The organism is Herbaspirillum sp. 1173 (genome assembly GCF_031455335.1).
Lineage (GTDB): Bacteria > Pseudomonadota > Gammaproteobacteria > Burkholderiales > Burkholderiaceae_D > Herbaspirillum > Herbaspirillum huttiense.
This window is the reverse complement of record NZ_JAVDSP010000001.1, coordinates 264,353-288,651: the sequence shown is the minus strand read 5'-3', so window position 1 is coordinate 288,651 and position 24,299 is coordinate 264,353. Positions and strand designations below refer to the sequence as shown.

Annotated in this window: 21 protein-coding genes; 11 read left to right on the top strand and 10 right to left on the bottom strand. The window is 62.9% G+C overall.

What is annotated here, in order from left to right:
• Positions 1 to 13 precede the first annotated feature (13 nt).
• The 4 genes from gmk to J2X56_RS01375 all read left to right on the top strand — a co-directional run bounded on the left by gmk (position 14) and on the right by J2X56_RS01375 (position 4,655).
• Positions 14 to 652 carry a guanylate kinase gene (gmk, locus tag J2X56_RS01390; RefSeq protein WP_039788345.1) on the top strand — a complete coding sequence of 213 codons (639 nt, stop codon included), beginning with the start codon at positions 14 to 16 and terminating at the stop codon, positions 650 to 652.
• 75 nt (positions 653 to 727) lie between these two features.
• Positions 728 to 931 (top strand): DNA-directed RNA polymerase subunit omega, encoded by a 204-nt coding sequence (rpoZ, locus tag J2X56_RS01385; protein ID WP_008328299.1) that lies wholly within the window; start codon positions 728 to 730, stop codon positions 929 to 931.
• 35 nt (positions 932 to 966) lie between these two features.
• Positions 967 to 3,228 carry a bifunctional (p)ppGpp synthetase/guanosine-3',5'-bis(diphosphate) 3'-pyrophosphohydrolase gene (locus tag J2X56_RS01380; RefSeq protein WP_121039895.1) on the top strand — a complete coding sequence of 754 codons (2,262 nt, stop codon included), beginning with the start codon at positions 967 to 969 and terminating at the stop codon, positions 3,226 to 3,228.
• 200 nt (positions 3,229 to 3,428) lie between these two features.
• A complete protein-coding gene (locus tag J2X56_RS01375) occupies positions 3,429 to 4,655 on the top strand; it encodes a DUF2252 family protein (RefSeq protein WP_134135272.1) in 1,227 nt (408 codons plus the stop codon).
• A 7-nt stretch (positions 4,656 to 4,662) separates the two neighbouring features.
• Here the strand turns inward: J2X56_RS01375 and J2X56_RS01370 are convergent, their stop codons facing one another.
• Entirely contained in the window at positions 4,663 to 5,631 is a 969-nt protein-coding gene (locus J2X56_RS01370; RefSeq protein WP_039788350.1) for a LysR family transcriptional regulator, read from the bottom strand.
• A gap of 143 nt (positions 5,632 to 5,774) precedes the next feature.
• On the opposite strand from J2X56_RS01370, the gene J2X56_RS01365 reads away from it, so the two are divergent.
• Positions 5,775 to 6,383 (top strand): FMN-dependent NADH-azoreductase, encoded by a 609-nt coding sequence (locus J2X56_RS01365; protein ID WP_204725407.1) that lies wholly within the window; start codon positions 5,775 to 5,777, stop codon positions 6,381 to 6,383.
• Between the two features lie 72 nt (positions 6,384 to 6,455).
• Here the strand turns inward: J2X56_RS01365 and J2X56_RS01360 are convergent, their stop codons facing one another.
• Entirely contained in the window at positions 6,456 to 7,796 is a 1,341-nt protein-coding gene (locus J2X56_RS01360; RefSeq protein WP_121039883.1) for a DUF3422 family protein, read from the bottom strand.
• Between the two features lie 106 nt (positions 7,797 to 7,902).
• Complete coding sequence (gene greB / locus J2X56_RS01355; RefSeq protein WP_121039880.1) at positions 7,903 to 8,460, bottom strand: transcription elongation factor GreB; 558 nt, start codon at positions 8,458 to 8,460, stop codon at positions 7,903 to 7,905.
• A gap of 192 nt (positions 8,461 to 8,652) precedes the next feature.
• Here greB and J2X56_RS01350 point away from each other — a divergent pair, with 192 nt between their 5' ends.
• A complete protein-coding gene (locus J2X56_RS01350) occupies positions 8,653 to 9,540 on the top strand; it encodes a methylglyoxal synthase (protein ID WP_121039877.1) in 888 nt (295 codons plus the stop codon).
• 7 nt (positions 9,541 to 9,547) lie between these two features.
• Entirely contained in the window at positions 9,548 to 10,162 is a 615-nt protein-coding gene (locus tag J2X56_RS01345) for a hypothetical protein (protein WP_121039874.1), read from the top strand.
• Between the two features lie 89 nt (positions 10,163 to 10,251).
• Here the strand turns inward: J2X56_RS01345 and J2X56_RS01340 are convergent, their stop codons facing one another.
• The 4 genes from J2X56_RS01340 to J2X56_RS01325 form a co-directional block, all read right to left on the bottom strand.
• Positions 10,252 to 11,610, bottom strand: coding sequence for an EAL and HDOD domain-containing protein (locus J2X56_RS01340; RefSeq protein WP_121039872.1), 1,359 nt, complete (start codon positions 11,608 to 11,610; stop codon positions 10,252 to 10,254).
• A 152-nt stretch (positions 11,611 to 11,762) separates the two neighbouring features.
• Positions 11,763 to 12,650: a 23S rRNA (adenine(2030)-N(6))-methyltransferase RlmJ gene (locus tag J2X56_RS01335; RefSeq protein WP_121039868.1), complete on the bottom strand. Its 888-nt coding sequence runs from the start codon at positions 12,648 to 12,650 to the stop codon at positions 11,763 to 11,765.
• A 199-nt stretch (positions 12,651 to 12,849) separates the two neighbouring features.
• Positions 12,850 to 14,586, bottom strand: a complete 1,737-nt coding sequence (locus tag J2X56_RS01330; RefSeq protein ID WP_121039865.1) for a ClcB-like voltage-gated chloride channel protein — start codon at positions 14,584 to 14,586, stop codon at positions 12,850 to 12,852.
• Positions 14,579 to 14,956: a winged helix-turn-helix domain-containing protein gene (locus J2X56_RS01325; RefSeq protein WP_121039862.1), complete on the bottom strand. Its 378-nt coding sequence runs from the start codon at positions 14,954 to 14,956 to the stop codon at positions 14,579 to 14,581. Before J2X56_RS01325 ends, J2X56_RS01330 begins: the two co-directional genes overlap by 8 nt.
• A 147-nt stretch (positions 14,957 to 15,103) precedes the next feature.
• Here J2X56_RS01325 and modA point away from each other — a divergent pair, with 147 nt between their 5' ends.
• From modA to J2X56_RS01310, 3 genes are read left to right on the top strand one after another with little or no spacing between them, the layout of a single operon-like run.
• Complete coding sequence (gene modA, locus J2X56_RS01320) at positions 15,104 to 15,874, top strand: molybdate ABC transporter substrate-binding protein (RefSeq protein WP_134222236.1); 771 nt, start codon at positions 15,104 to 15,106, stop codon at positions 15,872 to 15,874.
• Between the two features lie 21 nt (positions 15,875 to 15,895).
• Positions 15,896 to 16,570, top strand: coding sequence for a molybdate ABC transporter permease subunit (gene modB, locus J2X56_RS01315; RefSeq protein ID WP_034333639.1), 675 nt, complete (start codon positions 15,896 to 15,898; stop codon positions 16,568 to 16,570).
• 46 nt (positions 16,571 to 16,616) lie between these two features.
• A complete protein-coding gene (locus J2X56_RS01310; protein ID WP_209569088.1) occupies positions 16,617 to 17,285 on the top strand; it encodes an ATP-binding cassette domain-containing protein in 669 nt (222 codons plus the stop codon).
• Between the two features lie 153 nt (positions 17,286 to 17,438).
• Here the strand turns inward: J2X56_RS01310 and aceA are convergent, their stop codons facing one another.
• Positions 17,439 to 18,743, bottom strand: coding sequence for an isocitrate lyase (gene aceA, locus J2X56_RS01305; RefSeq protein WP_034333643.1), 1,305 nt, complete (start codon positions 18,741 to 18,743; stop codon positions 17,439 to 17,441).
• 494 nt (positions 18,744 to 19,237) lie between these two features.
• On the opposite strand from aceA, the gene J2X56_RS01300 reads away from it, so the two are divergent.
• Complete coding sequence (locus tag J2X56_RS01300; protein WP_134135261.1) at positions 19,238 to 21,469, top strand: FUSC family membrane protein; 2,232 nt, start codon at positions 19,238 to 19,240, stop codon at positions 21,467 to 21,469.
• A gap of 75 nt (positions 21,470 to 21,544) precedes the next feature.
• Here the strand turns inward: J2X56_RS01300 and rraA are convergent, their stop codons facing one another.
• Together rraA and J2X56_RS01290 are read right to left on the bottom strand one after the other, a co-directional pair.
• Positions 21,545 to 22,045: a ribonuclease E activity regulator RraA gene (rraA, locus tag J2X56_RS01295; protein ID WP_310157554.1), complete on the bottom strand. Its 501-nt coding sequence runs from the start codon at positions 22,043 to 22,045 to the stop codon at positions 21,545 to 21,547.
• Between the two features lie 49 nt (positions 22,046 to 22,094).
• Positions 22,095 to 23,843, bottom strand: coding sequence for a diguanylate cyclase (locus J2X56_RS01290; RefSeq protein ID WP_204725400.1), 1,749 nt, complete (start codon positions 23,841 to 23,843; stop codon positions 22,095 to 22,097).
• Between the last annotated feature and the right edge of the window lie 456 nt (positions 23,844 to 24,299).

Sequence of the window (24,299 nt, the reverse complement as noted above, 5' to 3'; positions counted from 1 at the left end):
CAGCGAGGACCCCATGCCCGTCCAAAAACCCACTTCCGGTAGCCTTTTCATGGTGGTTGCCCCGTCCGGCGCCGGCAAATCGACCCTGGTCAACGCCCTGCTCAAGCAGGAGCCGGCCATCAAGCTGTCGATCTCCTACACCACCCGCGCACCGCGTCCGGGCGAAGAACATGGCCGTGAATATTATTTCACTGACGTGGAAGATTTCCTGAAGCGCCAGGCCGAAGGGGAATTCCTCGAATGGGCCGAAGTGCACGGCAACTACTACGGCACCTCGCGCCTGATGATTGCCGACCAGATCGCCAATGGCACCGACGTGCTGCTGGAGATCGACTGGCAAGGTGCGCAGCAGGTGAAGAAACAATTTACCAATGCGATCGGCATCTTCATCCTGCCGCCCTCGATTGCCGCGCTGGAAGAGCGCCTGAAGAAGCGCGGACAGGACGAACCACACGTCATCACGCGCCGCATCCTGGCCGCCGGCGGCGAAATCGCTCACTCGCCGGAGTTCGAATATGTTATTATTAATCAAGAGTTTGCCGTCGCTTTGTCCGAATTGACGGCAATCGTCCAGGCCGCCCGCTGCCGCTTCCCGCAGCAAGCCGCCCGCAATGCCTACCTCTTCACCCAGCTGGGCATCCACGCGAGCTAAGCCGCACAAGCCAGACCAGCAACCCGGCGCCGGACCCATCAATCCACAAGCAAGACCGTCATTCAGGAGTATCACATGGCCCGCATTACCATCGAAGATTGCCTCAAGCAGATCCCCAACCGCTTCCAGTTGACCCTGTCGGCCACCTACCGTGCCCGCCAGCTGCTGCAAGGCCACACCCCGAAGGTGGAAGCCAAGGACAAGCCGACCGTGACCGCCCTGCGCGAAATCGCCGCTGGCAAAGTCGGTATCGAGATGCTCAAGAAGGTTCCGGCCTGATCCTGGTCCGTCCATGAAGCTGATAACGGACAAGTATGAGCCTCACCACTACCGACTCCACCTTATCAGCCGCTGCTAGCTCCAAACGTGCCGCCGGTTCCGGCCGCACCGCAACTCCCCTCGAAGTCGCCCCTGCCGCACATAGCGGCGTGGCGACTTTCGCGCATCTGATCCCCAAGCTCGAAGAGTACCTGACCCCTTCCGAACTGAAGAAGGTCAAGGAAGCCTATCGCTTCGCCGACGAGATGCACCTGGGCCAGATGCGCAAGTCCGGCGAGCCCTACATCTCGCATCCGCTGGCAGTGGCCGAGATCTGCGCCGAATGGAAGCTCGACGCCCAGGCCATGATGGCGGCCTTCCTGCACGATGTCATGGAAGACCAGGGCGTCAAGAAGGAAGAGCTGATCGAGCGCTTCGGCGCCTCCGTGGCCTCACTGGTGGATGGCCTCTCCAAGCTGGACAAGATCGAATTCCAGAGCCAGGTCGAGGCGCAGGCGGAAAACTTCCGCAAGATGCTGCTGGCCATGGCGCGCGACGTGCGGGTGATCCTGGTCAAGCTGGCCGACCGCCTGCACAACATGCGCACGCTGGGCTCCATGCCGCCCGAGAAGAAGCGCCGCATCTCGCGCGAGACCATGGAAGTCTACGTGCCCATCGCGCACCGCCTGGGCCTCAACAACATCTACCGCGAGCTGCAGGAGCTGTCCTTCGCGCACCTGCATCCGCTGCGCCATCGCACCCTGCTCAAGGCCGTCAAGGCCGCGCGCGGCAACCGCCGCGAAGTGGTGACCAAGATCATGGAATCGGTCACCAGCACCCTGATCGCCGCCGGCATCCCGGCCCAGGTCGATGGCCGCGAAAAGACCCTCTACGGCATCTATCGCAAGATGCGCAACAAGCACCTGAGCTTCTCGCAGGTACTGGACGTGTACGGCTTCCGCGTGGTGGTGGACAGCTTCGCCAACTGCTACGTGGCGCTGGGCACCCTGCACTCCCTGTTCAAGCCCATGCCGGGCAAGTTCAAGGATTACATTGCCATTCCCAAGTTGAATGGCTACCAGTCGCTGCACACGACCCTGATCGGCCCCTACGGCACCCCGGTGGAGTTCCAGATCCGCACCACCGACATGCACCGCGTGGCCGAATCCGGCGTGGCCGCCCACTGGCTCTACAAGGACGACGAAGGCAGCCTCACCGACCTGCAGCAGCGTACCCACGCCTGGCTGCAGTCGCTGCTGGACATCCAGAAGCAGACTGGCGATTCAGCCGAGTTCCTGGAGCACGTCAAGGTCGACCTGTTCCCGGATTCGGTCTACGTCTTCACGCCCAAATCGAAGATCATCGCCCTGCCCCGTGGTGCCACGGCGCTCGATTTCGCCTACAGCATCCACACCGACATCGGCGACCAGACCACGTCGGCCATCATCAATCACGAACCGGCCGCGCTGCGCTCAGAGCTGCACAACGGCGACATCGTCGAGATCATCACCTCGCCGACCTCGCGCCCCAGCCCCAACTGGCTGGGCTACGTGCGCACCGGCAAGGCCCGTTCGGCCATCCGCCACCGCCTGCGCACGGCCAACAAGGTCGAGTCGCAAGCCGTCGGACGCCGCTTGTTGGGCAACGCTCTTCATACGCTGGGCATCGAACCCGAACTTCCTTCCCATATCGTCGAACGCCTGCTCAACGAATCCAGCGCCAAGACCATGGATGACCTGTATGCCGAGATCGGCATCGGCACCCGCATGGCCCCGCTGGTGGCACGACACATCATGACCATGATGGATACCGGCGTGAGCGTGCCGCAGCTCGATCCGGAAGGCCACATGCTGCCCAACAAGCCGGACCCGGTGGTCATCACCGGCAGCGAAGGGGCCTCGGCGCAACTGTCGTCCTGCTGCATGCCGATCCCGGGCGATCGCCTGACCGGCTATTTGAAGCCGGACCAGACTCTGATCGTGCATACCCAGGAGTGCGAGACCGCCAAGCGGCTGCACGAGAAGGAACCGGACCGCTGGATCGACCTGGTCTGGGGCCACGATCTCAATCGCCGCTTCGATTGCCGCATCACCATCCTGATCCACAACGAGCGCGGCACGCTGGCGCGCATCGCTGCCGAGATCGGCGAGTCCGATGCCAACATCGTCTCGGTGGCCATGGATGACGAAGGCGGCAATGCTTCGATGAAGTATCTGCGCTTCACCATCCAGGTCGAAGATCGCGTGCACTTGGCGCGCCTGATGCGCGGCATCCGCAAGATCGACAGTGTCGCACGTATCCTGCGCGAACGCGGCTGATCCGGCTCGGCCCCCTCCTCAAACGCCCGCTGATGCGGGCGTTTGTCTTTTCCGGAATTCGTTTTGCAGGCAGCGCATGGCCGGGTGTCTGACAAGGCAAGTCTCGCTTCTCTGATAGGCAAGCGGCGAAGAGGCGAGGAAACTGAACATTGGGCTTCATCCGCCCAGAAGAAAAATGAATATAAATAATATAAATCGCCATGCCAAAAAAACTGCTTACGAGGACGCCTCGTCCCTCTGCACGCCAGGACATCCTGAAAACCGCCCAGAACCTCAAAATGGCCCGCTCCGCCCACGCTTACGTGCGCGGCAGCACCCTGCGCTTCTACAACTGGCTAAACGAGACCCAGGCCAGCAGCCTGCCCGAAGGTCCGGCCATCTGGATCTGCGGCGACTGCCACATCGGCAACCTGGGACCGGTGGCCAATGCCGAGGGCAAGATCGACATCCAGATCCGTGACTTCGACCAGACCGTCATCGGCAACCCATCGCACGACCTGATCCGCCTGGCACTGTCGTTGGCCATGGCCGCGCGCAGTTCGGACCTGCCGGGCGTGATCACGGCCAAGATGATGGAGGTGCTGGTGGAGGGATATGAATCTGCCTTCCGGCCCGGTGACGACCTGCGACTGGGCAAGAAACCCAAGTCCGTGCGCGTGGCTCTGAAGACTGCACATCGCCGCACCTGGAAGGAACTGGCGCGTGAACGCATGCAAGGCAAGACCGTGCGTATCCCGCTGGGAAAACGCTTTTGGTCGGCCTCGCGACAGGAAAGAAAAGAGATCACCGCGCTGGTGGAGTCAGCTCCGGCGCGCGCCTTGCTGACGTCCTTGCGGCATCGCGAGGACGACGCCGCCATCAGGATGCTCGATACCGCCTACTGGATGAAGGGATGCAGCTCGCTGGGCCTGCTGCGCTTTGCCGTGCTGCTGGATGTGAACGAACAGGCCAGCGAACGCAGCGACCTGTGCCTCTTCGATATCAAGGAAGCCGTCACCGCCGCCGCGCCCCGCTACCGCGATGCCGGCATGCCGCGCGACAACGCCGAACGCGTCGTCACCGGTGCACGCCATCTGGCGCCACATCTGGGTTCACGCATGCTGGCCATGCGGCTGCTGGAGCGCCCGGTGTTCGTGCGCGAGCTGCTGCCGCAGGACCTGAAGCTGGAAATCGATCACGTCAGCCAGGAAGAGGCCCTGCGTGCGGCGCGCTACCTGGCCCGCGTCGTCGGCCAGGCGCATGCGCGCCAGATGGATGAAGCAACCTGCCGCGCGTGGTACACCGAACTGGCGCGGCAACGGTCGAAGACGCTGGAAGTGCCATCCTGGCTGTGGCGCAGCGTGGTCGACCTGGTCGCCAACCATGAGCGCGCCTATCTGGAACATTGCCGCCGCTATGCCCTGGCCGAACAGGCGGTGGAGTTCTGAGACGGACTCAGGCCGCTTTCTGCGGTAGCGGTTGCACAGCGGCCTCCCGTTTCAGATGCTCCTGGCAGGCCTGTGCGCCTTTGTCGGCAATGCCGCGCTCCAGCTTGTCGGCGAAGAATTCGATGAGCGCACTGACCGCACTGGGCAATTGCCGCCGGTGTACGTACACGGCATAGAAGCCCATGGTGTCGCGCTGGTAATCCGGGAGGATGTTGATCAGGCTGCCATTGCGCAGGTCTTCGGAGGCCAGCATGGTCGGCAGCAGCGCAATGCCCAATCCTGCCCGCGCCGCACGCAACTGCCCTTGTGCGGTGTTGATGCACAGGCGCGGTACCACCCGCACGTTTTCCGGACCGTGCGGCCCTTCCAGTTTCCACACCGTATGCTGGGGTGCCTGCGACGTCGCCAGGCAGGCATGGCCCACCAGGTCGGCCAGGGCCTGCGGCGTGCCTGCGCGCTCCAGGTAGCGCGGACTGGCAATGAGGGCCATATGGCTCTGCACCAGCTTCCTGGCCACCAGGCTGGAGTCGGGGAGCACGCCGCCACGGAAGGCCAGGTCGATACCCTCGGCGATCAGGTCGGCGCGCCCGTCATTGAGCACGAACTCCAACTGCACCTTGGGATAGAGATGCATGAACTCATGCATCCACTCGATGGAGAAATTGTCGAAGAAGTCCACCGGTGCAGCCACGCGCAGGCTGCCGGACGGTTCGCCCTGGCTTTGGGTGAGACTGGCGCTGGCGTGCTCGATGTCTTCCAGGCCCGGCGCGCAGCGCTCGAAGAATTCCCGCCCCGCCGCCGTCATGTTGAGCTGGCGCGTGGAGCGTTGCAGCAGCCGCACCCCCATGGCCGCTTCCAGCGCCTGCAAACGGCGGCTGATGGTATTGGGCGGCATGGACAGCTTGCGCCCGGCAGCGGCGAAGCTGCCGGCCCGCACTACATGGACGAAAAGCCAGATGTCGTTGAGGTCTAGCATGGCGATGTTCGATTCCCACCAAAAATGGATCAGTGAAATGCGATTCTCGCATCTATTGGAAGAAATGAAAACTGGGTATTGTTGACCCCAATGCAAAGGCGTTCACCGAAGGCCTTGCCCACCGAACAACGAAAGGACACACCATGAGCACTCTTCTGCACATCGACTCCAGCGCCCGCAGCGGCGGTTCCATCTCCCGTCAGCTGACCGCTTCCTTCGCCCAGCAATGGCAAGCCAAGAACCCTGGCGGCAAGGTGGTGCACCGTGACCTGGCGGCCAATGCCCTGCCTCACCTGAGCGAATCGCTCCTGGGTGCCTACTTTACCCCGGCTGATGCCCGCAGCGCCGAGCAGGCTGAAGTGATCAAGCAATCCGACGCCCTGGTGGACGAACTGCTGGCCGCCGACACCATCGTCATCGGCGTGCCGATGTACAACTTCGCCCCGCCGTCGACCCTGAAGGCCTGGATCGACCACGTCTTCCGCGCCGGCCGCACCTTCAGCTACACCGAGACCGGCCCGGTCGGCCTGGTCAAGGGCAAGAAGGCCGTCATCATCCTCTCGCGCGGCGGCAAGTATTCCGAAGGCCCGATGGAAGCACTGGACTTCCAGGGCAAGTACCTCAAGAGCGCACTGGGCTTCATCGGCATCACCGATGTGGAACTGGTGGTCGCCGAGGGTGTGTCGATGGGCGAAGAAGCTGCCAAGGCCGCCGTGGCCGGCGCAGAAGCCAAGATCAACGCCACTGTCTGATCCTCGCCAGAGCAATTCCCAGCAACGGGGTGCGCCGCCAACGTGGTGCGCCCCGTTTGCTTTGGCGCGCCGTCAATGGTTGCCCAGGTCCTTGTGCATGCGGCGCAAGCCCAGCCAGACGCAGGCCGCTACCACCGGCACCACCAAGCCGGTGGCCAGGTCGGGATTGATGGGCAGGCCCGCCGCCTTGGCCGCCTTGCCGGCATAGCCCAGCAAACCGATCACGTAATACGAGATCGCCGCCACCGACAAGCCCTCCACGGCCTGCTGCAGCTTCAGTTGCTGGGCGGCGCGGGCATTCATGGATTCCAGGATCTGGCGGTTCTGGCGCTCCTGCACGATGCCGATACGCGTACGCAACAGGTCGTTGGTATGGGCGATGCGCTCGGCCAGCGCTTCCTGACGGCGGGCGATGGCCTGGCAGGTATTCATGGCGGGGGCCAGGCGGCGCTCCATGAATTCGCCGATGGTCGGTACACCCTCGATGCGCTGCTCGCGCAATTCTTCGATACGCGCCTGCACCAGGCGGAAATAGGCTTGCGAGGCCGAGAAGCGATAGCTGTTCTCCAGCGACAGCTTTTCGATGCGCGCCGCCAGTCCGGTGATCTTGCGCAGGATGCGCTCATCCTCGGCCATCTCTTCCGGCGTGCCGCTGGTGGATTGTTCGGACTGCACCATGGCTGCCGTCAGCGCGGCCAGGTCGCCTTCGATTTCATTGAGCAAAGGGCCGGACTGCTGCGCATGCGGCAAGCCCAGCAGCGCCATCATGCGATAGGTCTCGATTTCAAGAATCCGCTGCGCCAGGCGTCCGCCCTGCAATTCGCGCAGGCCGATATCGCGCACCACAAAACGCGAAAAACCATCCGACTGGATCTGGAAATCAGTCCAGATCTCGCCCCCTTGCAAGACCTTGCTGGAACTCATCAGCTTGCCTTCGAAGATGCGCTGCATCTGGCGTGCAGTGGCGGCCGTATCGTCAGCGCCCGGCTCGACCACCACGTGCGCGGCCACCATCAGCTTGCCCTTCAGGCCCAGCAACCATTGCTGCGGAATATGCGCCAGCGGCGCGCGGGCAAAGGCGTGGTCGGTGCCCAGTTCTTCCTCGTGCGCCTGGGCGAAGGTGTAGGTGGCGAACTCGGTATGACATTCCCACTTCAGGCGGAAGCGGCCGAAGTCATGATAGAAGTGCTTGGCCTCGCCGCCCGGCGCGACCACGCCGAAGTGGGCGCACAGTTCGTCCAGCAGGACGTGCTGGGCGCTGGCGTGACGGCCGCCGTTGCCGTCTTCGCGTACGTAGACGGCCAGGTGCGTCAAGGTTTCCGAGCGCGTGAGCTGCAGGAAGGGGCGCGAATGCACCTCGGCAGCCAGGACGACGCGCTGGGGGTGATTCAGGCTGGCAAAAACGATGGACATGAACGTTCTCGTGGAGGATTGAAATTCGGTTTGCCGGACGCGGCGACAGCCTGCCCGCATGCAATTTGCACGCCGGGCCGCCGTCAACAAGGGATAAGGACAAGCGCTACTGCGGTGCCGGATAGGTCACTTCGAGGATGGTCAGCTGCTCTACCCCCGACGGTGTCTGCAGCACTACTTCATCGCCCTCGCGGGCCTTGGTCAGCGCCCGCGCCACCGGCGAGATCCAGCTGATCAGTCCCTTGAGGGGATCGAGTTCATCGATGCCCACGATGGTGACGGTGTGCTCTTCGCCGCGCTGGTTTTCGTAGGTCACGGTCGCGCCGAAGAAGATCTGGTCACTGCCGTGGTGCACGGAAGGATCGACCACCTCGGCATTGTCCAGCCGCTTGGTCAGAAAGCGGATGCGGCGGTCGATCTCACGCAGGCGCTTCTTGCCGTAGAGGTAGTCGCCGTTTTCGGAACGGTCGCCGTTGGAGGCGGCCCAGGACACCACGCGCACCACTTCCGGACGCTCTTCATCGATCAGGTGCAGCAGTTCATCCTTGATGCGCTGATGCCCCTGCGGGGTCATGTAGTTCTTGCTGCCGGCGGGGATGGCCGGCAAGGCGATGTCATCATCGTCGTCGGCACCGTCGGATTCTTTAACAAAAGCCTTGTTCATGCTGGAGTGGGGTTGGTATGCAGGTTGACGCTTATTGTAGCCGCATGCGAGCGCCTGCAACGGTACAGTTGCGGCGATTAATGCGCGGGGCACCGTGCCGGGCTCGCCCTTTGGGGCGCACTCGGCGATAATCTGCACTCGCGCCTGCGCATGACGTCCATGCCAGGTTCTCCAACTCGCCTGCTCGCGCCCATGTCTTCCATCGCTCCCCGCTATCGCATCGGTCTCATTGCCAACCGCGCCCATCAGGACGCTTCGGATTCCGCCCTGGTCCAGCTGCTGACCGGTTCGCGCCATCGCATCGAAAGCCTGCAACCCGAACTGATCGTGGTCGGCCGCACGCTCGATGCCATCGGACAAATGAATCTTCTGCCTGGCTACGAGCATCTGGTGCGTTTTCCCTATGGTCGCCACGGCGGCCTGATGAAGCTGGTGTCGCGTACCGTGGACCCCGATCCCGCCCGCACCCTCGATGCGGTGATCTACCTGATCGATCCGGTCGACCCCTCGTCCACCTTCCCGGAAGCGGTGGCCCTGAAGCGCCAGTGCGTGATCCACGGCAAGCCCTTCCTCTCGACCCTGGCCGGTGCCCAGGAGTGGTTCGAGCTGGAAGCCCTGGCCAACGGAGCCGCGCCCGATAGTTTCCTGGACGACCGTTTCCATCTGAAGGACGAAGGCATCGCCCTGATCGCCCACGACGCCATGAAAACGCGCATGCTGGAGCTGGCCGAAAAGCATTTCGAGGTACTCGACCAATTTGCCTTCCGCTGTGCCACCGGCACCACCGGCGGCCTGCTCAACCAGCTGGCGGTGAAGATGAAAGGCGAAGCTGGCCGCAACTGGGTCAAGCCCTTCCTCTCCGGTCCCTTGGGCGGGGACGCCCAGATCGCCGAACTGATCCTGGAACGCCAGTGCCGCCGCGTGCTGTTCCTGGAAGACCCGCACGTGGCACGCCAGCACGAAGCCGACATCCAGTTGCTGGAGCGCGCCGCCCGCACCGTCACCGGCTATGCCTCCTGCATGAGCGACGTGAAATGGGGCGATCGCTGGCTCTCCCTCATCAAGGCGCGCGCCGTCTGATCGCTGGATGACTGACCCGACCTTGCCGCCGCGCCGGCCGCCCCGCTGGCGGCGACGGCTGCTGGCACCGCTGCTCTACACGGCAGCCCTGCTGCTGATGCTGGAAGAATGGCTGTGGGACGCCACCCAGGCGGTGCTGGCACGCATCCCCGAATGGCCCTGGCTGGTGCAATTGCAGCGCTGGGTGGAACGGCTCTCGCCCTACGCCGCCCTGCTGATCTTCCTGGCACCGACCCTGCTGCTGTTGCCGGTGAAGATTCTGGCGCTGATGTCCATCGCGCATGGCCACCCTACACTGGGCGTGATCATCGTGCTCACGGCCAAGGTGCTGGGCACGGCGCTGGTAGCGCGCATCTATGCGCTCACGCGGCGTAGCCTGCTGTCGCTGGAGTGGTTCCAGCGCTATCACACCCGGCTGCTGGACATCAAAGCCCGGCTCACCGCGCAACTGCAGGCCACGGCCGGCTGGCAGCAGGTGCAGCGTCTGCTCAAGGCGGTCAAGTCGGCCATTGGCGAGTTCAAGCGCAAGCTGGCCGCCCGCATCGTCACACGCCCCGGTGCGCCGTCCTCTCGCCTGTTGCGGCTGCTGCGCCGGCTGGTGGCCCGCATGCGGAGCAAATAGATTCATCTTGCTGATTTCAAAAATGAAAAGGGCTGCTAAAGCAGCCCTTACTTCATGAAGACACGCCCGCTCATGCGGCAGCGGCGCAATCAGTCATCGTCATCGTCGTCATCGATGTAGCCCTCCGGCGGCGGCGACATCTGCATCGTGGCCTGTTGGCCGATGTTGTTGTTGGCGATGCTGTTGCCCCATTCGAAGGCCTGCTTTTCGGCGGCAAAGAAATCGTCTGCAGACAGTTGCAGCTCTTCCAGCAGGCGCTGCATCTCCTCCTGATCGGGCGCGCGCAGCTCGGTGCACTCCACCAGGCGCAGCACGGTGCCATAGAAACCGGTGCGGCGCAGCAGCGCTTCGCGGATCTCGGTACTGACGGTGATCTGGCGCAGCACGGTTTCCATGCTCATGCCGAACAAGGCATCTACCAGAGACATGATGCCGACCGTGAAGGCCATCTCCGACATCTTGCGACGGCCGGGGCGAATCTTGGCCGTGATCAGTTCCAGCATCTTGCCGCGCGTGGCCGCCAGGATCATCAGCGGCGACATGGAATGGGCACGATCCTTGTCGGTATTGGCAAACAGGAGGATCTGCAGCCAGCGCTTGAGCTGGCGGCGGCCCAGCACGATCAGCGCCTGGCCCAGCGAATCGATGAACTTCTGGAAACCGTAGACGGGCGTGTTGACCAGCCGCAGCAGCGTGAGCGACAGAGCCACGTCGCGCTTGATGTAACGCACGATCTCGGCGTTGTCGACATTGCGCACCAGGAGCGTGAGCAGATGCATGATGATCATCTTCGAGGCTTCCAGCTTCTTGCCTTGGAGGATCATCGGCTTGGCGAAGTAATAGCCCTGGAAATAATCGAAGCCAAACGTCATGCAGTCATTGAACACCTGCAGGCTCTCGACCTTCTCGGCCAGCAGTTCCTTTTGCGCCCGCTTGAAATGCACCGACAGCTTGAGCAGCTTGCTGGGATCGACTTCCATCACGTCGATCTTGATGATCTTCACCAGCGGCAGCAGCTCTTCGATCTCCTGCGACTCAGCCACCACATCGTCCAGCGCGAATACGTAACCGGCGGCCACGAGTTCACGCACCCGCGTCACCAGTTCGGGCGTGACGCGCACGGTTTCGAGGATTTCCAGCACCACCTTGTCGGCCGGCAGGAAATAGATGAAGTCGCTCATCAGCACGGCGGCATCGACATTGATGAAGCCGTGCAGATTGCCGATCACGTTGGACAGCCCCAGCTCCGAAGCATGGGCAATCACGGCCGCCGTGGCCGTGACGTCATCCTTCACATTGGCCGGACCGAATGCGGCGCTGCGAAACAGCAGTTCATAGCCGATCAGATCCTGCTCGCGGCTCAGGATGGGCTGGCGCGCCAGGAAGAAATCCAGGGCCTGGTGCGCGGGAAGGGTCGAAGCGGTTGGGTCGGCTGACTGGTCTGACATGGTTGTTTTTCTACGGGCCCCTGGCGTTGCGATCAATCTTGACGTGCAGCAATCCGCTTATTGTATGCCGATTTGGCATTGTTTCAGCGACATCATGACTATTCCAAACGAAAAAAAACTCACGAATATTCACAAGCCCGCATTCACGCGATTCAGTTTTCGCCGGATTCGAGCACGTACTCCGCGGTGTCATCCACACCCAGCACCTCGATCAGGTAGGGCATGACTTCCTTCAACTGGGCTTCCAGCGTCCAGGGCGGATTGAGGATGAACATGCCGCTGTTGTGCAGACCAAAACCATCGGGCGCAGGGCCATGGATGGCCAGCGTGACGTTGAGCCAGCTCTTGGCGCCCAGGCGCTTGAGTCGTTCAGGCAGCTGGCGCGATTCGTTGCGCTGCAGGACCGGATACCACACCGCATACGTGCCGGTCGGGAAACGCGTGAGCGCATCGGCCAGCACCTGGGCCACGTGGGTGTAATCGCGCTTGTCTTCATAGGGCGGATCGATCAGCACCAGGCCGCGGCGCGACGGCGGCGGCAGCAAGGCCTTCAGGCCCTGGAAACCATCGCCCCGGTACACCATCACCCGCTTGCCGCGTGCAGCCGGGCGCTGGCCTTGGGCGGCGGCGTGGGCCTCGAGCTTGCGGAAATTGTCTTCCAGCACCTTCACCTCGCTGGGGTGCATTTCGAACAGGCGCAGGCGGTCCTGCTCGCGCATGGTCTTTTCGGCGCAGTAGGGAGAGCCGGGGTAGTAACGCATCTTGCCGCTGGGATTGAGCGACCTGACCAGATCGACATATTCCTTCACCATCGCCGGCAGGTCCTTGCGGTCCCACAGCTTGGCGATGCCGGTTTCATATTCGGCGTTCTTGCTGGCGTAATCTCCATCCAGCGCATAGACGCCTGCGCCGGCATGGGTGTCGATGACCATGTAGGCAGGGTCTTTCTGCCCGAGATAGCGCATCAACTGGATGATCACCATGTGCTTCAGGACATCGGCGTGGTTGCCGGCGTGGAAAGCGTGGCGATAACTCAGCATGGAAAATTCACTTCTAGGATGGGGGTTGAAATCGGGTGACGCATCGGCTCGAACGAGTTCTGCGCCACGGCCACCGTTGAGGTGGAACGTTTCGCATTTTATCAAGGATAAGTGAGCAGTTGTCGGACAGCTCCGCCATTGTTACAAACGACGGCGGCGCCAGCGGCGGCGACAAGCGAGTCTCCCGCCTTCCCTGCCCTCAGTTTCCGGCGCGATCCAGGCGGAAATAGGCATCCAGCAGCGATGTCTTGAAGACCACCCCCAACAGGCGCGGGTCTTCCGCGCTGGCGATGACGGGCAGGCGCTCCCCCTGGTGATCGAGGAACAGCTGCAGCGCCTCGCCCAGGGACATGTCGGGCGTGACTTCATGCAGGAAGTGCGGCCGCAGAAAGTCCCGGGCGACCCGGCCTGCAGGTTCCTTCTTGTCCAGCAGCCAGGAGGTGATGTCCTGCAAGGCCACCACGCCCAGGTAGCGCTCATGGGCATCGACGATGTAGACGTACTTGACCGGGTATCTGAGGAACAGCGCGCTGACCTCTTCCAGGCTGGCTGTCTCGCTGAGCACCGTATCGGCCGGGCGGATCAGGTCACTCATGTGGGTGCCGCGCAGGCGCAGCCGCTCTTCGTTGTCGCGATGGCGTTTGAGGGTGATCTCGTACATGGATCGCCCGTCCGTGCTGCGCGCCACCACATAGGCCACCACGCAGGACAGCATCAGCGGCAGCACCACCTGATAGCTCAAGGTCATCTCGAAAATCATCAGGATCGCCATCAGCGGCGCATAGGACGCAGCCGCCAGGAAGGCCCCCATGCCCACCATGGCGTAGGCGAAGGGCTGCGACATGTGGAACGGCAGCAAGGCCTGCGCGGTATCCCCGAACAGGTAACCCACCGCCGCGCCGACGAACAGCGTTGGCGTGAAGATACCGCCCACCGCCCCTGACCCGACGGTAATGGCGGTGGCCAGCACCTTGATGACCAGCACCATCAGCACCGCCTGCCACAGCCAGGTGGTATGCAGCAGCGAATTGACCAGGCTGTAGCCATTGCCCCAGACCTCGGGCACTTCGATGGAGATCAGCCCGACCAGCAGCCCGCCCACGCCCAGGCGCACCGGCAGCGGCAACTTGAACTTGCCGAAACCCTGCTTGCCCAGTTCCAGCACTCGCAGGAACTGCGGTGCCAGGATCCCGGCCAGCACCCCAAGCACCAGAAACAGCAGCACTTCCCAGCCGCCGATCTCGGGGAAATACGGCATCTCGTATGCGGCGCGATAACCCGGCAGCTCGCGCATGGTGATGTTGGCCACCACCGAGGCCACCACCACCGGACCAAAGCTCTCCATCACCAGCGAACCGAGGACAATCTCGGTAATGAAGAAAGCGCCCGCAATGGGCGCGTTGTAGGCCGACGTGATGCCGGCTGCGGCCCCGCAGGCCACCAGCAGCCGCAGGCGAGATGAAGGAAAATGCGAAAACTTGCCCACCAGCGAGGCGCACAGTGCCGAGAGCTGCACCATCGGCCCCTCGCGGCCAATGGAACCGCCCGAGGCAATCGAGGCCAGCGAAGAGATGCTGCGCAAGAGTGTATTGCGCACCGGAATGGCCCCATCGCCGATGGCCACCGCTTCCATGTAGTCGCCGCCATTGCCGGCGGGGGTGCGCTTGGCCCATACCAGGAACAGGCCGGCAATCACGCCGCCGCAGGTCGGCAGCAGTACCCGCACCGGCCAGGACAGCCCCTTGGCGATATCGACGAAGCTGCCATCATGCCCGGTCAGCCAGATCTGCAGCAGCGCGATGCATTCACGGAAAGCGATCGTGGCCAGCGCCCCGACGAAGCCGGCCAGCGCGCCCCACAGCAGCATCGAATGATTTTCGGAAACGCGGCAGGCATTGAGGACGCGCAGCCGGTACTTGATCCACAGCTCATGCATGGTCGTCTTCGCCCTCCGGCTGGACGGCGCTCATCAAGCCCTGCAGATGCCTGAGATCGGCGGCGATACTGGCCGCCGCCTTTTTCTGCATGCGTCGATAGCGCGCCAGCACTTCCTGCCCCAGCTCAGTGACGGCCGCCCCGCCCCCGCGTGCGCCGCCCGTGGCGGTCGCCACCAGCGGGCTGGCGAAGCAGCGGTTCATCTCCTCCACCAGCAGCCAGGCGCGGCGATAGGACATCTCCATCTCGCGCGCCGCACCGGAAATCGATCCGGTCCGTGCAATCGCCTGCAGCAGGTCGGCCTTCCCCGGGCCGAAGGCGATGGTCTCGCCTTGCATCACGCGCACTCGTAGGGTCTTGGAATCATTCATGCGCGTGATTGTACTAGTGGGCAGTCGGCTGCGGCCAGGCGACTGCACGCAATTGACGTTCGTTATATCCTTGCGTATATTTCGCCGACCTGCCGCGCTTGCGCTTTTTTGCCTTTTTCTTCATTTGTCACGACCAAGGACTGCACGATGCTAAAGACCGCCCGCCTGAAAGCCGCTCTGGGTGCGGCTTGTGCCGCTACGCTGCTATTGGCCACTACCAGCGCGCAGGCCACCGACCTGGTGGTGTCGGCCGCCGCCAGCCTCACCAATGCCTTCAAGGAACTGGCCCAAAGCTTCGAACAGCAGCATCCGGGTGTGAAGGTCATTACCAACTTCGGCGCCTCTGACATCCTCATGCAACAGATCGTGCGCGGTGCCCCGGCCGATGTCTTCGCCTCGGCTGACCAGACCGCCATGGATAAAGCCGCCGCCGAAAAAGCCGTCGATTCCTCTACCCGCAAGAATTTTGCCGCCAACCAGATCGTGGTGATCGTGCCGCATGACGCCAGAGTGCAACCGGCGACGCTGGCGGACCTCACCGGCGCAGGCTACCAGCGCATCGCGCTGGGCAATCCGGCCTCTGTCCCCTTCGGCCGCTACACCAAGGCCGCACTGGAGCAGGCCGGACTGTGGGCGCAAGTGCAGGCCAAGGGCGTGATGGCCGAGAACGTGCGCACCAGCCTGGATTACGTGGCACGCGGCGAAGTCGATGCCGGCTTCGTCTTTGCCACCGATGCTGCGGTGATGCCGGAGAAGGTCAAGGTTGCCCTGCGCATCCCCTCCACTACTCCGGCCACTTATCCCATCGCGGTGACTGCCGGTACCCGGCAGCCGGCACTGGCCGCGCAGTTCGTGGCGCACGTACTGTCGGCCAGCGGGCAGGCGGTGCTGGCGCGCTATGGCTTCCAGAAGCCCTGATCGCTTGACACGGCGCGCCTGATGCATCCGGTCTGGACTCCCCTGCTGCTCTCGCTCAAGGTCGCGGGACTGGCGACCTTGCTCAACCTGGTGCTGGGCGTGGCCGCCGCCTGGGGACTCTCGCGCTGGCGCTCGCCGCTGCGCGATTTCATCGATTCGATCCTGACCCTGCCACTGGTACTGCCGCCGACCGTGCTGGGCTATTACCTGCTGGTGCTGTTCGGCCGGCGCGGCACCTTCGGGGCCTGGCTGGAGAGCCTGGGCATCCAGTTGGTCTTCACCTGGCAGGGGGCAGTGCTGGCGTCCACCGTGGTGGCCTTTCCGCTGGTGCTCAAGGCGGCGCGGGCGGCCTTCGAGAGCGTGGATCATCAACTGGAAGATGCCGCCCGCGTGCTGGGCGTGTCCGAAGCCGGGGTGTTCTTCCGGGTCAGCCTGCCCCTGGCCACGCGCGGGATCACGGCCGGGGTGCTGCTGGCCTTTGCACGCGCCCTGGGCGAATTCGGTGCCACCCTGATGGTGGCCGGCAACCTGCCGGGACGCACGCAAACCCTGTCGGTGGCCATCTACGAAGCCGTGCAGGCGGGGGACGATGGGGCCGCTACCTTCCTGGTCGTGGTGACCTCGATCACCTGCATCGTGCTGTTGATGGTGGCCGGGCGCCTGATGCCGGACCGCGCACAGCTGCCGCTCCGGTAAGATTGCTTCACTTTCCCCTCCTGCCATCTGACACCTGAACGATCACGTGAGCGTCGACCTTCACCTTCAGAAAGAGCTGCGCGCTGCCGATCGCGTCTTTTCGCTCGACATCACGCTGGCCTCCGACAGCCAGCGCATCGTGCTCTATGGCCCTTCGGGTTCGGGCAAGAGCCTCACCCTCAAGGCCATCGCCGGTTTGATGCGTCCTGACAGCGGCCACATCCGCATCCAGGGCCGCACGCTCTTCGACAGCGCGCAAGGCATCGATGTGCGCGTACAGGAGCGCAACGTCGCCTACCTGTTCCAGGATTACGCCCTCTTCCCGCATCTGACGGTGGCGCAGAACATCGCCTTCGGTCTGGCACGCGGCAGCATCAACCTGCGCCGCCCCGCCGAGCATCCGGCCGTGCGCCAGTGGTTGCAGGCCTTTGAACTGGACGCCATCGCCCACAGCCGCCCGGCGCAGATTTCCGGCGGCCAGCGGCAGCGGGTGGCGCTGGCGCGCGCGCTGGTGGCCGAACCCGACATGCTCTTACTGGATGAACCCTTCTCCGCACTGGACCTGTCGCTGCGCCAGCGCATGCGCAGCGAGCTGGCCGAGTTGCAAAGCCGTCTGCAGGTGCCGATGCTGCTCATCACCCATGACCCGGCCGATGTGGAAGCGCTGGGGCAGACCGTGTTCGAACTGCGCGACGGCCGCCTGCATCATCCCTGATCCTGGCCGCCTGATTTCCGGGAGACGGTCGAAAAAAAACCGCACTCTTGTGGAGTGCGGCATCAAGTTCGGGGATCTCCCCGCCGGCCCGCGCAAGGATGCGGGCCGGCGTTACATCACACACATTCACTCAAACTTCGGCATCGTCTTGGCTCAGGCGGCCTTCTTGGCCTTGTCATCGAAGAATTGTTCATCTTCGGTCGAACCGTGCAGGGCCGTGGTCGACGACTGGCCTTGCTGGATAGCCTGGGTCACGGCGTCGAAGTAGCCGGTGCCGACTTCGCGCTGGTGCTTGACCGCCGTGAAGCCCTTGGAGGCGGCGGCGAATTCGGCTTCCTGCAGTTCCACGAAGGCCGACATCTGGTTGCGGGCATAGCCGTGCGCCAGGTTGAACATCGAGTAGTTCAGCGCATGGAAACCGGCCAGCGTGATGAACTGGAACTTGTAGCCCATGGCACCCAGTTCACGCTGGAACTTGGCGATGGTGGCGTCGTCCAGGTTCTTCTTCCAGTTGAAGGACGGCGAGCAGTTGTAGGCCAGCAGCTTGCCCGGGAACTTGGCGTGAATGGCTTCGGCGAAGGTCTTGGCAAAGGCCAGGTCGGGCTTGCCGGTTTCGCACCAGACCATGTCCGCATACTCCGCGTAGGCCAGGCCACGCGAGATCGCCTGGTCGATGCCCGGATGGGTCTTGAAGAAGCCTTCCACGGTGCGCTCGCCCGACAGGAAGGGCTTGTCGTTGGCATCCACGTCGGAAGTCAGCAGGTCGGCGGCTTCGGCATCGGTACGGGCGATCACCAGGGTCTTGGTGCCCATGACGTCGGCAGCCAGGCGAGCGGCGTTGAGCTTTTCACAGGCTTCGCGGGTCGGCACCAGCACCTTGCCACCCATGTGGCCGCACTTCTTGACCGAGGCCAGCTGGTCTTCGAAGTGAACGCCGGCCGCACCGGCTTCGATCATCGACTTCATCAGTTCGAAGGCATTCAGGACGCCACCGAAACCGGCTTCGGCATCGGCCACGATGGGCGCGAAGAAGTCGATGTCGTCACGGCCTTCGGACCACTGGATCTGGTCGGCACGGGCGAAGGTGTTGTTGATGCGCTTGACCACCATCGGCACCGAGTTGGCCGGGTACAGCGACTGGTCGGGATACATTTCACCGGCCAGGTTGGCGTCGCCGGCAACTTGCCAGCCGGACAGGTAGATCGCCTTCAGGCCGGCCTTCACCTGCTGCATGGCCTGGTTGCCGGTCAGCGCGCCCAGGGCGTTGACGAAGGGTTCGTTGTGGACCAGGTTCCAGAGCTTGTCAGCACCACGCTTGGCCAGGGTGTGCTCGATTTGCAGCGAGCCGCGCAGGCGGACCACGTCGGCGGCGCTGTAGTTGCGCTTGATGCCCTTCCAGCGGGGGTTCTCTGCCCAGTCGCGTTCCAGGGCCTGGATTTGCTGTTCACGTGTGCTCATGTGGATCTCCTTGTTGGTCAATATGAAGTGGCTTGAAACCGGATGAAATCGTTGATTCCATGACTTCATAGTAGGCCTGGCGGAGCGGAGCAACAATGTCTTATATAAGATATCTGTAAAATTTTTATACCAATATAATCATGTACTTACGCGCTCTATTTTGCGATACGAAACGAAAATCCGGAGAATGAAAAGGAATTTTGATGCAGCGCACTCGTACTTTTCACCATACGAAATGACGATTTCGTATAGTAAAAAAAGCGCGGAGATGAAACCTCTTGCACGCTCATCGTTCATATCACCGCGATCGTTGATGACGCTTTTGACCGATCCAGGCCGCACTGGCGTCCGAAGATCCGTTTTTTCCTTCATCTATCGACTCGTCAAACTGTCTTCCACGACCCAAGGCGCTCGGGTTGTCTAATTGCAAAAGAAGGCAGAGAATAAGCGCCTAACTCATTCCAAAGCGGTGATGCAACGCCGCCCCTGTCTACATGCATTACGCCCTGGACATTCGCACCTTCCTCTTCAGTCATTATTTCTATACAGGTGTGCGGATCGCGATCGGGGTAGTCGGCCTGACCCTGCTGGTGTTCAACGTGGCCGACATGCCGACCACGATGACGGTCTTCCTGGGGGCACTCTGTACCAGCCTGATGGACCTGCCCAGCCCGCTGCGCCACAAGTTCAACGAGATGCTGGCCGGGGTGCTGCTCTGTACGGTGGTGATGCTGGTCATCAGCCTCTGTGCGCCGGTGCCGTGGCTGGTGAGCGCGATGATGGTAGTGGTGAGCTTCTTCGCCAGCATGATGGTGGTCTACGGCAAGAAGACCATGCCGCTGCAGTTCGCTGCGCTCATGGTGATGACGCTGTCGATGGAGAACCAGGTCCCCATTGCCGACGCCTTCCTGCATGCGGGCCTGTTCCTGGGCGGCGGGCTGGGCTATCTGGCTTATTCGATGACGGTATCGTGGTTCCTGCGCCGCCGCATCAAGCAGCAGGTGCTGGCCGAGGCGCTGTTCGAGCTGGCACGCTACCTGCGCATCAAGGCCGACTTCTATGACGTCAGGCATGACCTGGCCAGCCAGTTCAACCAGCTGGTGCGCCAGCAGATCGTGGTGGCCGACAAGCAGCAGGCCTCGCGCGACCTGATCCTGCGCGACCTGCATACCAAGCAGGATGGCCTGCTGGTGCAGGTGCACCTGTCGATGCTGGAACTGTATGAACAGGTGCTCTCTACCCACGCCGACTATGCCCTCCTGCGCCAGCACTTCGGCGAGTCCGACGTGATGATCTTCCTGCGCGACCTGGCCACCAAGGCGGCCCAGGACATCGAATCGATCGCCTATGCGATCACCCGCAAGAAGGCCTCCGAACCCAGTGTGAACTACAAGGCCGAACTGCGCGCGGTGCAGTTCGAGATGCAGGAACTGGCCCAGCCCGGTCCGCGCCAGGCCTCGCAGGAAGCGCTCACGCTGCTGCGCGTGACCTACAACAAGATCCGCGACATCATCGAATTCATCGGCCAGGTACACCAGGCCACGCAGAACCCGGTCGATCCGCTGCCCATCTTGCCGGGTTCGGACATGACACCCTTCCTGACCCAGCAGAAATTCAAGTTCAACATGCTGCTGGTGAACCTGCGCTGGCAGTCGCCGATCTTCCGCTTCGCCATCCGGGTGGCGCTGGCCGTGACCACCGGCCTGTGGATTGCCGGGCTGCTGCCCTACATGGCGCATGGCTACTGGATCGTGCTGACCATCGTCATCATCCTCAAGCCCAATTTCAGCGCCACCAAGCAGCGCATGGCGGACCGCCTGATCGGCACCGTGATCGGCTGCCTGATCACCATGCTGATCCTGCGCTTCGTGCACAACCCGCTGGGCCAGCTTGCGGTGCTGTTCGCCGCCAGCGTGGCGGCCCCTGCCTTCACCTACATCAAGTACCGTTACACGGCCATTGCGGCTTCGGTGCAGATCCTGATGCTGCTCAACCTGCTGGTCCCGGCCGGTCACCAGGGCGTGATCGGCGAGCGGCTCATCGATACCCTCATCGGCGTGGTCATCGCCACCGTCTTCAGCTACGTGCTGCCGGCCTGGGAGTACCGCGACCTGCCCAAACTGCTGCGCAACGTGCTCAAGTCCAGCCAGCGCTATCTGACGGCCAGCCGCGATCTGCTGGAGGGCAAGGTCAAGGATGATTTCTTCTACCGGGTTTGCCGCAAGGGCTTCATGGACAGCCTGGCCGCGCTCATCTCGGCGCTGGTACGGATGATGGATGAACCGGCCACCAAGCAGCGCGCGGTGCGCGAGCTAAACCGCTTCATCGTGCAGAACTATCTGGTGGCGGCCCACATTGCTGCCCTGCGCCTGATGCTGCGGCGGCATCAGGAAAACATGCCCCAAAGCGCAGTGGCCAGGCTGATCGAGGAGACCTATCTGGAAGCCAGCCAGCACCTGGCCGAAGCCCAGCGCCTGCTGGCCCCCAAGCCAAGAAAGCGTGGCGGTGCCGTGGTGGTGTCACCCGACGCAGCCGAGGACAAGGCCCTGTCCGGCAAGATCGAACTGATCGGCCCGGTCACGCCGGAGCCGGTACCGGCCGAGGCCAGCGCCTGGTCCGGCTGGGACAATCTGCGCCGCCGGACCAGCCTGCTGAATCAGGATTTGAAGGAAATTGTCAGCCAGACCGAGGCCATCGACCGGGTACTGCGCAAAACCCCGGACTGAGCGGCTTTGCGGGCTCAAACAAAAGCCCGCACGCGGCGGGCTTGAGAGCTTGCAACAGAAGGTGAAGGAAAACGCTCAAAGCCGGGTACGCGACACCAGCACCCCATCCAAATCGGCATAGATCCAGTCGCCCGGGTGCACCGCCACGCCGGCAATGCCGACCTTGATGTCGGCATCCCCTGCCCCCTTGCGGAAGCTGCGCTGCGGATGGGTAGCAAGCGCCCGGATGCCGACCTCGCAGGCATTGAGTTCAGCCGCATCGCGCACGCAGCCATTGACCAGGATGCCGGCCCAGCCATTGTCCTGCGCCAGCTGTGCCAGATTGCCGCCGACCAGGGCGCAACGCAGGCTGCCGCCGCCGTCGACTACCAGTACGTCGCCATTGCCCGGGGTTTCCAGGGCCTTGCGCACCAGCACGTTGTCCTCGAAGACCTTGAGCGTACGCGCCGGACCGGCGAAGACCTGCTTGCGGCCGAAGGAGGCAAAGATGGGCGGCAGCACGTGCAGCGTGCCGGCGGTCAGCTTGTCTTCGTTGGCGTCGCACAGGTCACAGGTGGCAAAGCTGGCAAGGGTCATGGGATTCTCCGGGCGTTCGATGGTGGGTCTGGGGACACCTGAACGCAAATCACACTGACAAGATGCGATGCAGGCGCTTCTGGTCGAACATACGTGAATCGGCGACCCGCAGCAAGGTTTCGACATCCAGCCCGTCGTCCGGATAGAGCGACACGCCGACCGACGCATCGACCGTATAGTCCTGGCCATCCCGCCCTGCGATGGGCTTGTTGACGGCGTGCCGGATCTTGTCGGCGATGCTGCGGGCCACGTCCATCTCGGTCACGCCATGCAGGTAGACCACGAACTCGTCGCCGCCGAAGCGTGCCACCGAATCATCATGGCGCAGGCTGTGCTGCAAGCGCTCGGCGATGGCAATGAGGACCTTGTCGCCCTCGTCATGCCCGTATTCATCATTGACTGCCTTGAACCGGTCGAGATCGATGAAGAGCAAGGCAAAGTGCAGCGGCACGGCCTGCGAACTGTTGCGGCGGCGGAAATCGATCTGCGCGATCAGCGAATCGCGATTGAGGACATTGGTGAGCCGGTCGGTGCGCAGGTTGCGCTCCATCTCCACAAAGCTTTGCGCGAGCTGGCCGATTTCGTCATTGCGGTCGATGTTGAGGGCCGGGAACGGGCTGCCGTTGCCGATACTCTTGGCGGCCAGGGTCAGCTTGCGGATATCGCGCAGCACCCAGCGCAGCAGCAGGAAACCGATCACGAAGGTCAGGCAGACCGCCATCAGGCCCAGCGTCAGCGTCTGGTAGACGCCGCTGGTGACCGATCCCAAGAAGTCCGAGCGCGGTGCCGCGCTGATGGACAGCCAGGCCAGTCCGGCGGGATCACGGTAGAGGCGAAAGGCCACCTCGATCTTGCTGCCTTCGCTGCGCGATCCCAGCAGGATCAGCTTGTCCGGCTCGGGCGGGTGCGTGCCCAGATAGCGCTGCACTTCCTCGAAAGCCTGCCGCACCAGCGGCGACTTGCTCTGTCCGGCATTGAGCCGCAGCGGTTCGCCACCGTTCTCGCCGGCCTGGTAGATGGGTTCATCGAGGGAGGTGGCGACCATGTCCCCCTTCATCTCCGTGACGAAGGCCACGCCCTGGGCGCTCAGAGGCACCTGGCGCAGCAGATCGGTCAGCTGCTGCAATCCGATGCTGCTGTTGGCCACACCGAGCAGGCTGCCATCCTCGGCGAAGATCGGCTTGGACAGGTTGATGCCGACGATGGCCTTGTTGCGGTAGTCGACATAGACCGGTGACCAGGTCTCCCGGCCCTGCTGCACGGCCTGCAGGTACCAGGGCCGCTTGCGCGGTTCGTAGTCCTGTACGGCGGTCAGTTTCATCTCGGTCCCGGGACCGCGCAGGTAGTAGACGAAATTCTTCTGTCCCGGCTCGCGCACGCTGTACATGAAGACCTGCGGCTGCTCCTGCTTGATTCCCAGGAAACTGCCATCGGCACCGCCGAAATAGACGTAGCTGGGCTCATCGAAGAGCGAATTGGCCAGCCACAGCCGGTCTTCCAGCTCCTTGCGGCTTTTGGGGAAAGGCAGCGCAGCCGGTGCTTGCCCGGCCTCGGCCGGCGGCACCGGCGGCGGCGCAATGACGTTGAGGGTTTCGCGGGCCCCCATGGTCTGGCGCGTGATGGCCTGGCTGACGCGGCCCATCACTTCGGTCAGGGCATTGCGCGCCAGTACCTCGGTGGCATCGTCGCCCGCCCGGTACAGGAACCAGCCGATGGTCAGCATCAGGCAAACCATCAAGAAGATGAACGGCAAGATGAACAGCCGCTGCAAGGACGATCGCTTCAGAATCGCCCCCATACGCCCCTGCTGCTGACGTGACCCCAAATGACGGATATGACCATGAATTCCTTGCTGCCAGCATCGCAAACCGGCCCGGCCATTGCCGCGCTGGCTTGCTCCTTTTATCGATGGCGCACCGGTCTTGTCTGTTCAGGCGCGTCCCCCTTGTAGTGAAGTAAATATCACATTCCCCCTCGCTTGGGGAGGGTTTTTTTGCGATGCGGCGTAATAAAGCACGCCCGTCAACCTCGCCAAGAGCCGCACTGGGCGCGGAGAAGTGCCATTTCGCCAATTATTGTAGATGTATTACAACTTTTACGGACACCTGTGCAAGTCAGACCGGCCTGCTTGCGCTTTTGCTGACGCAAATTCATGAAAAAACGGCGGGACATGAACACATGTCCCGCCGCTTGTCAGCCCTGAATACCAGGACCTTCACTTTCATGAGGGAGCTGGTCTGCCCGGCCGCAAGAC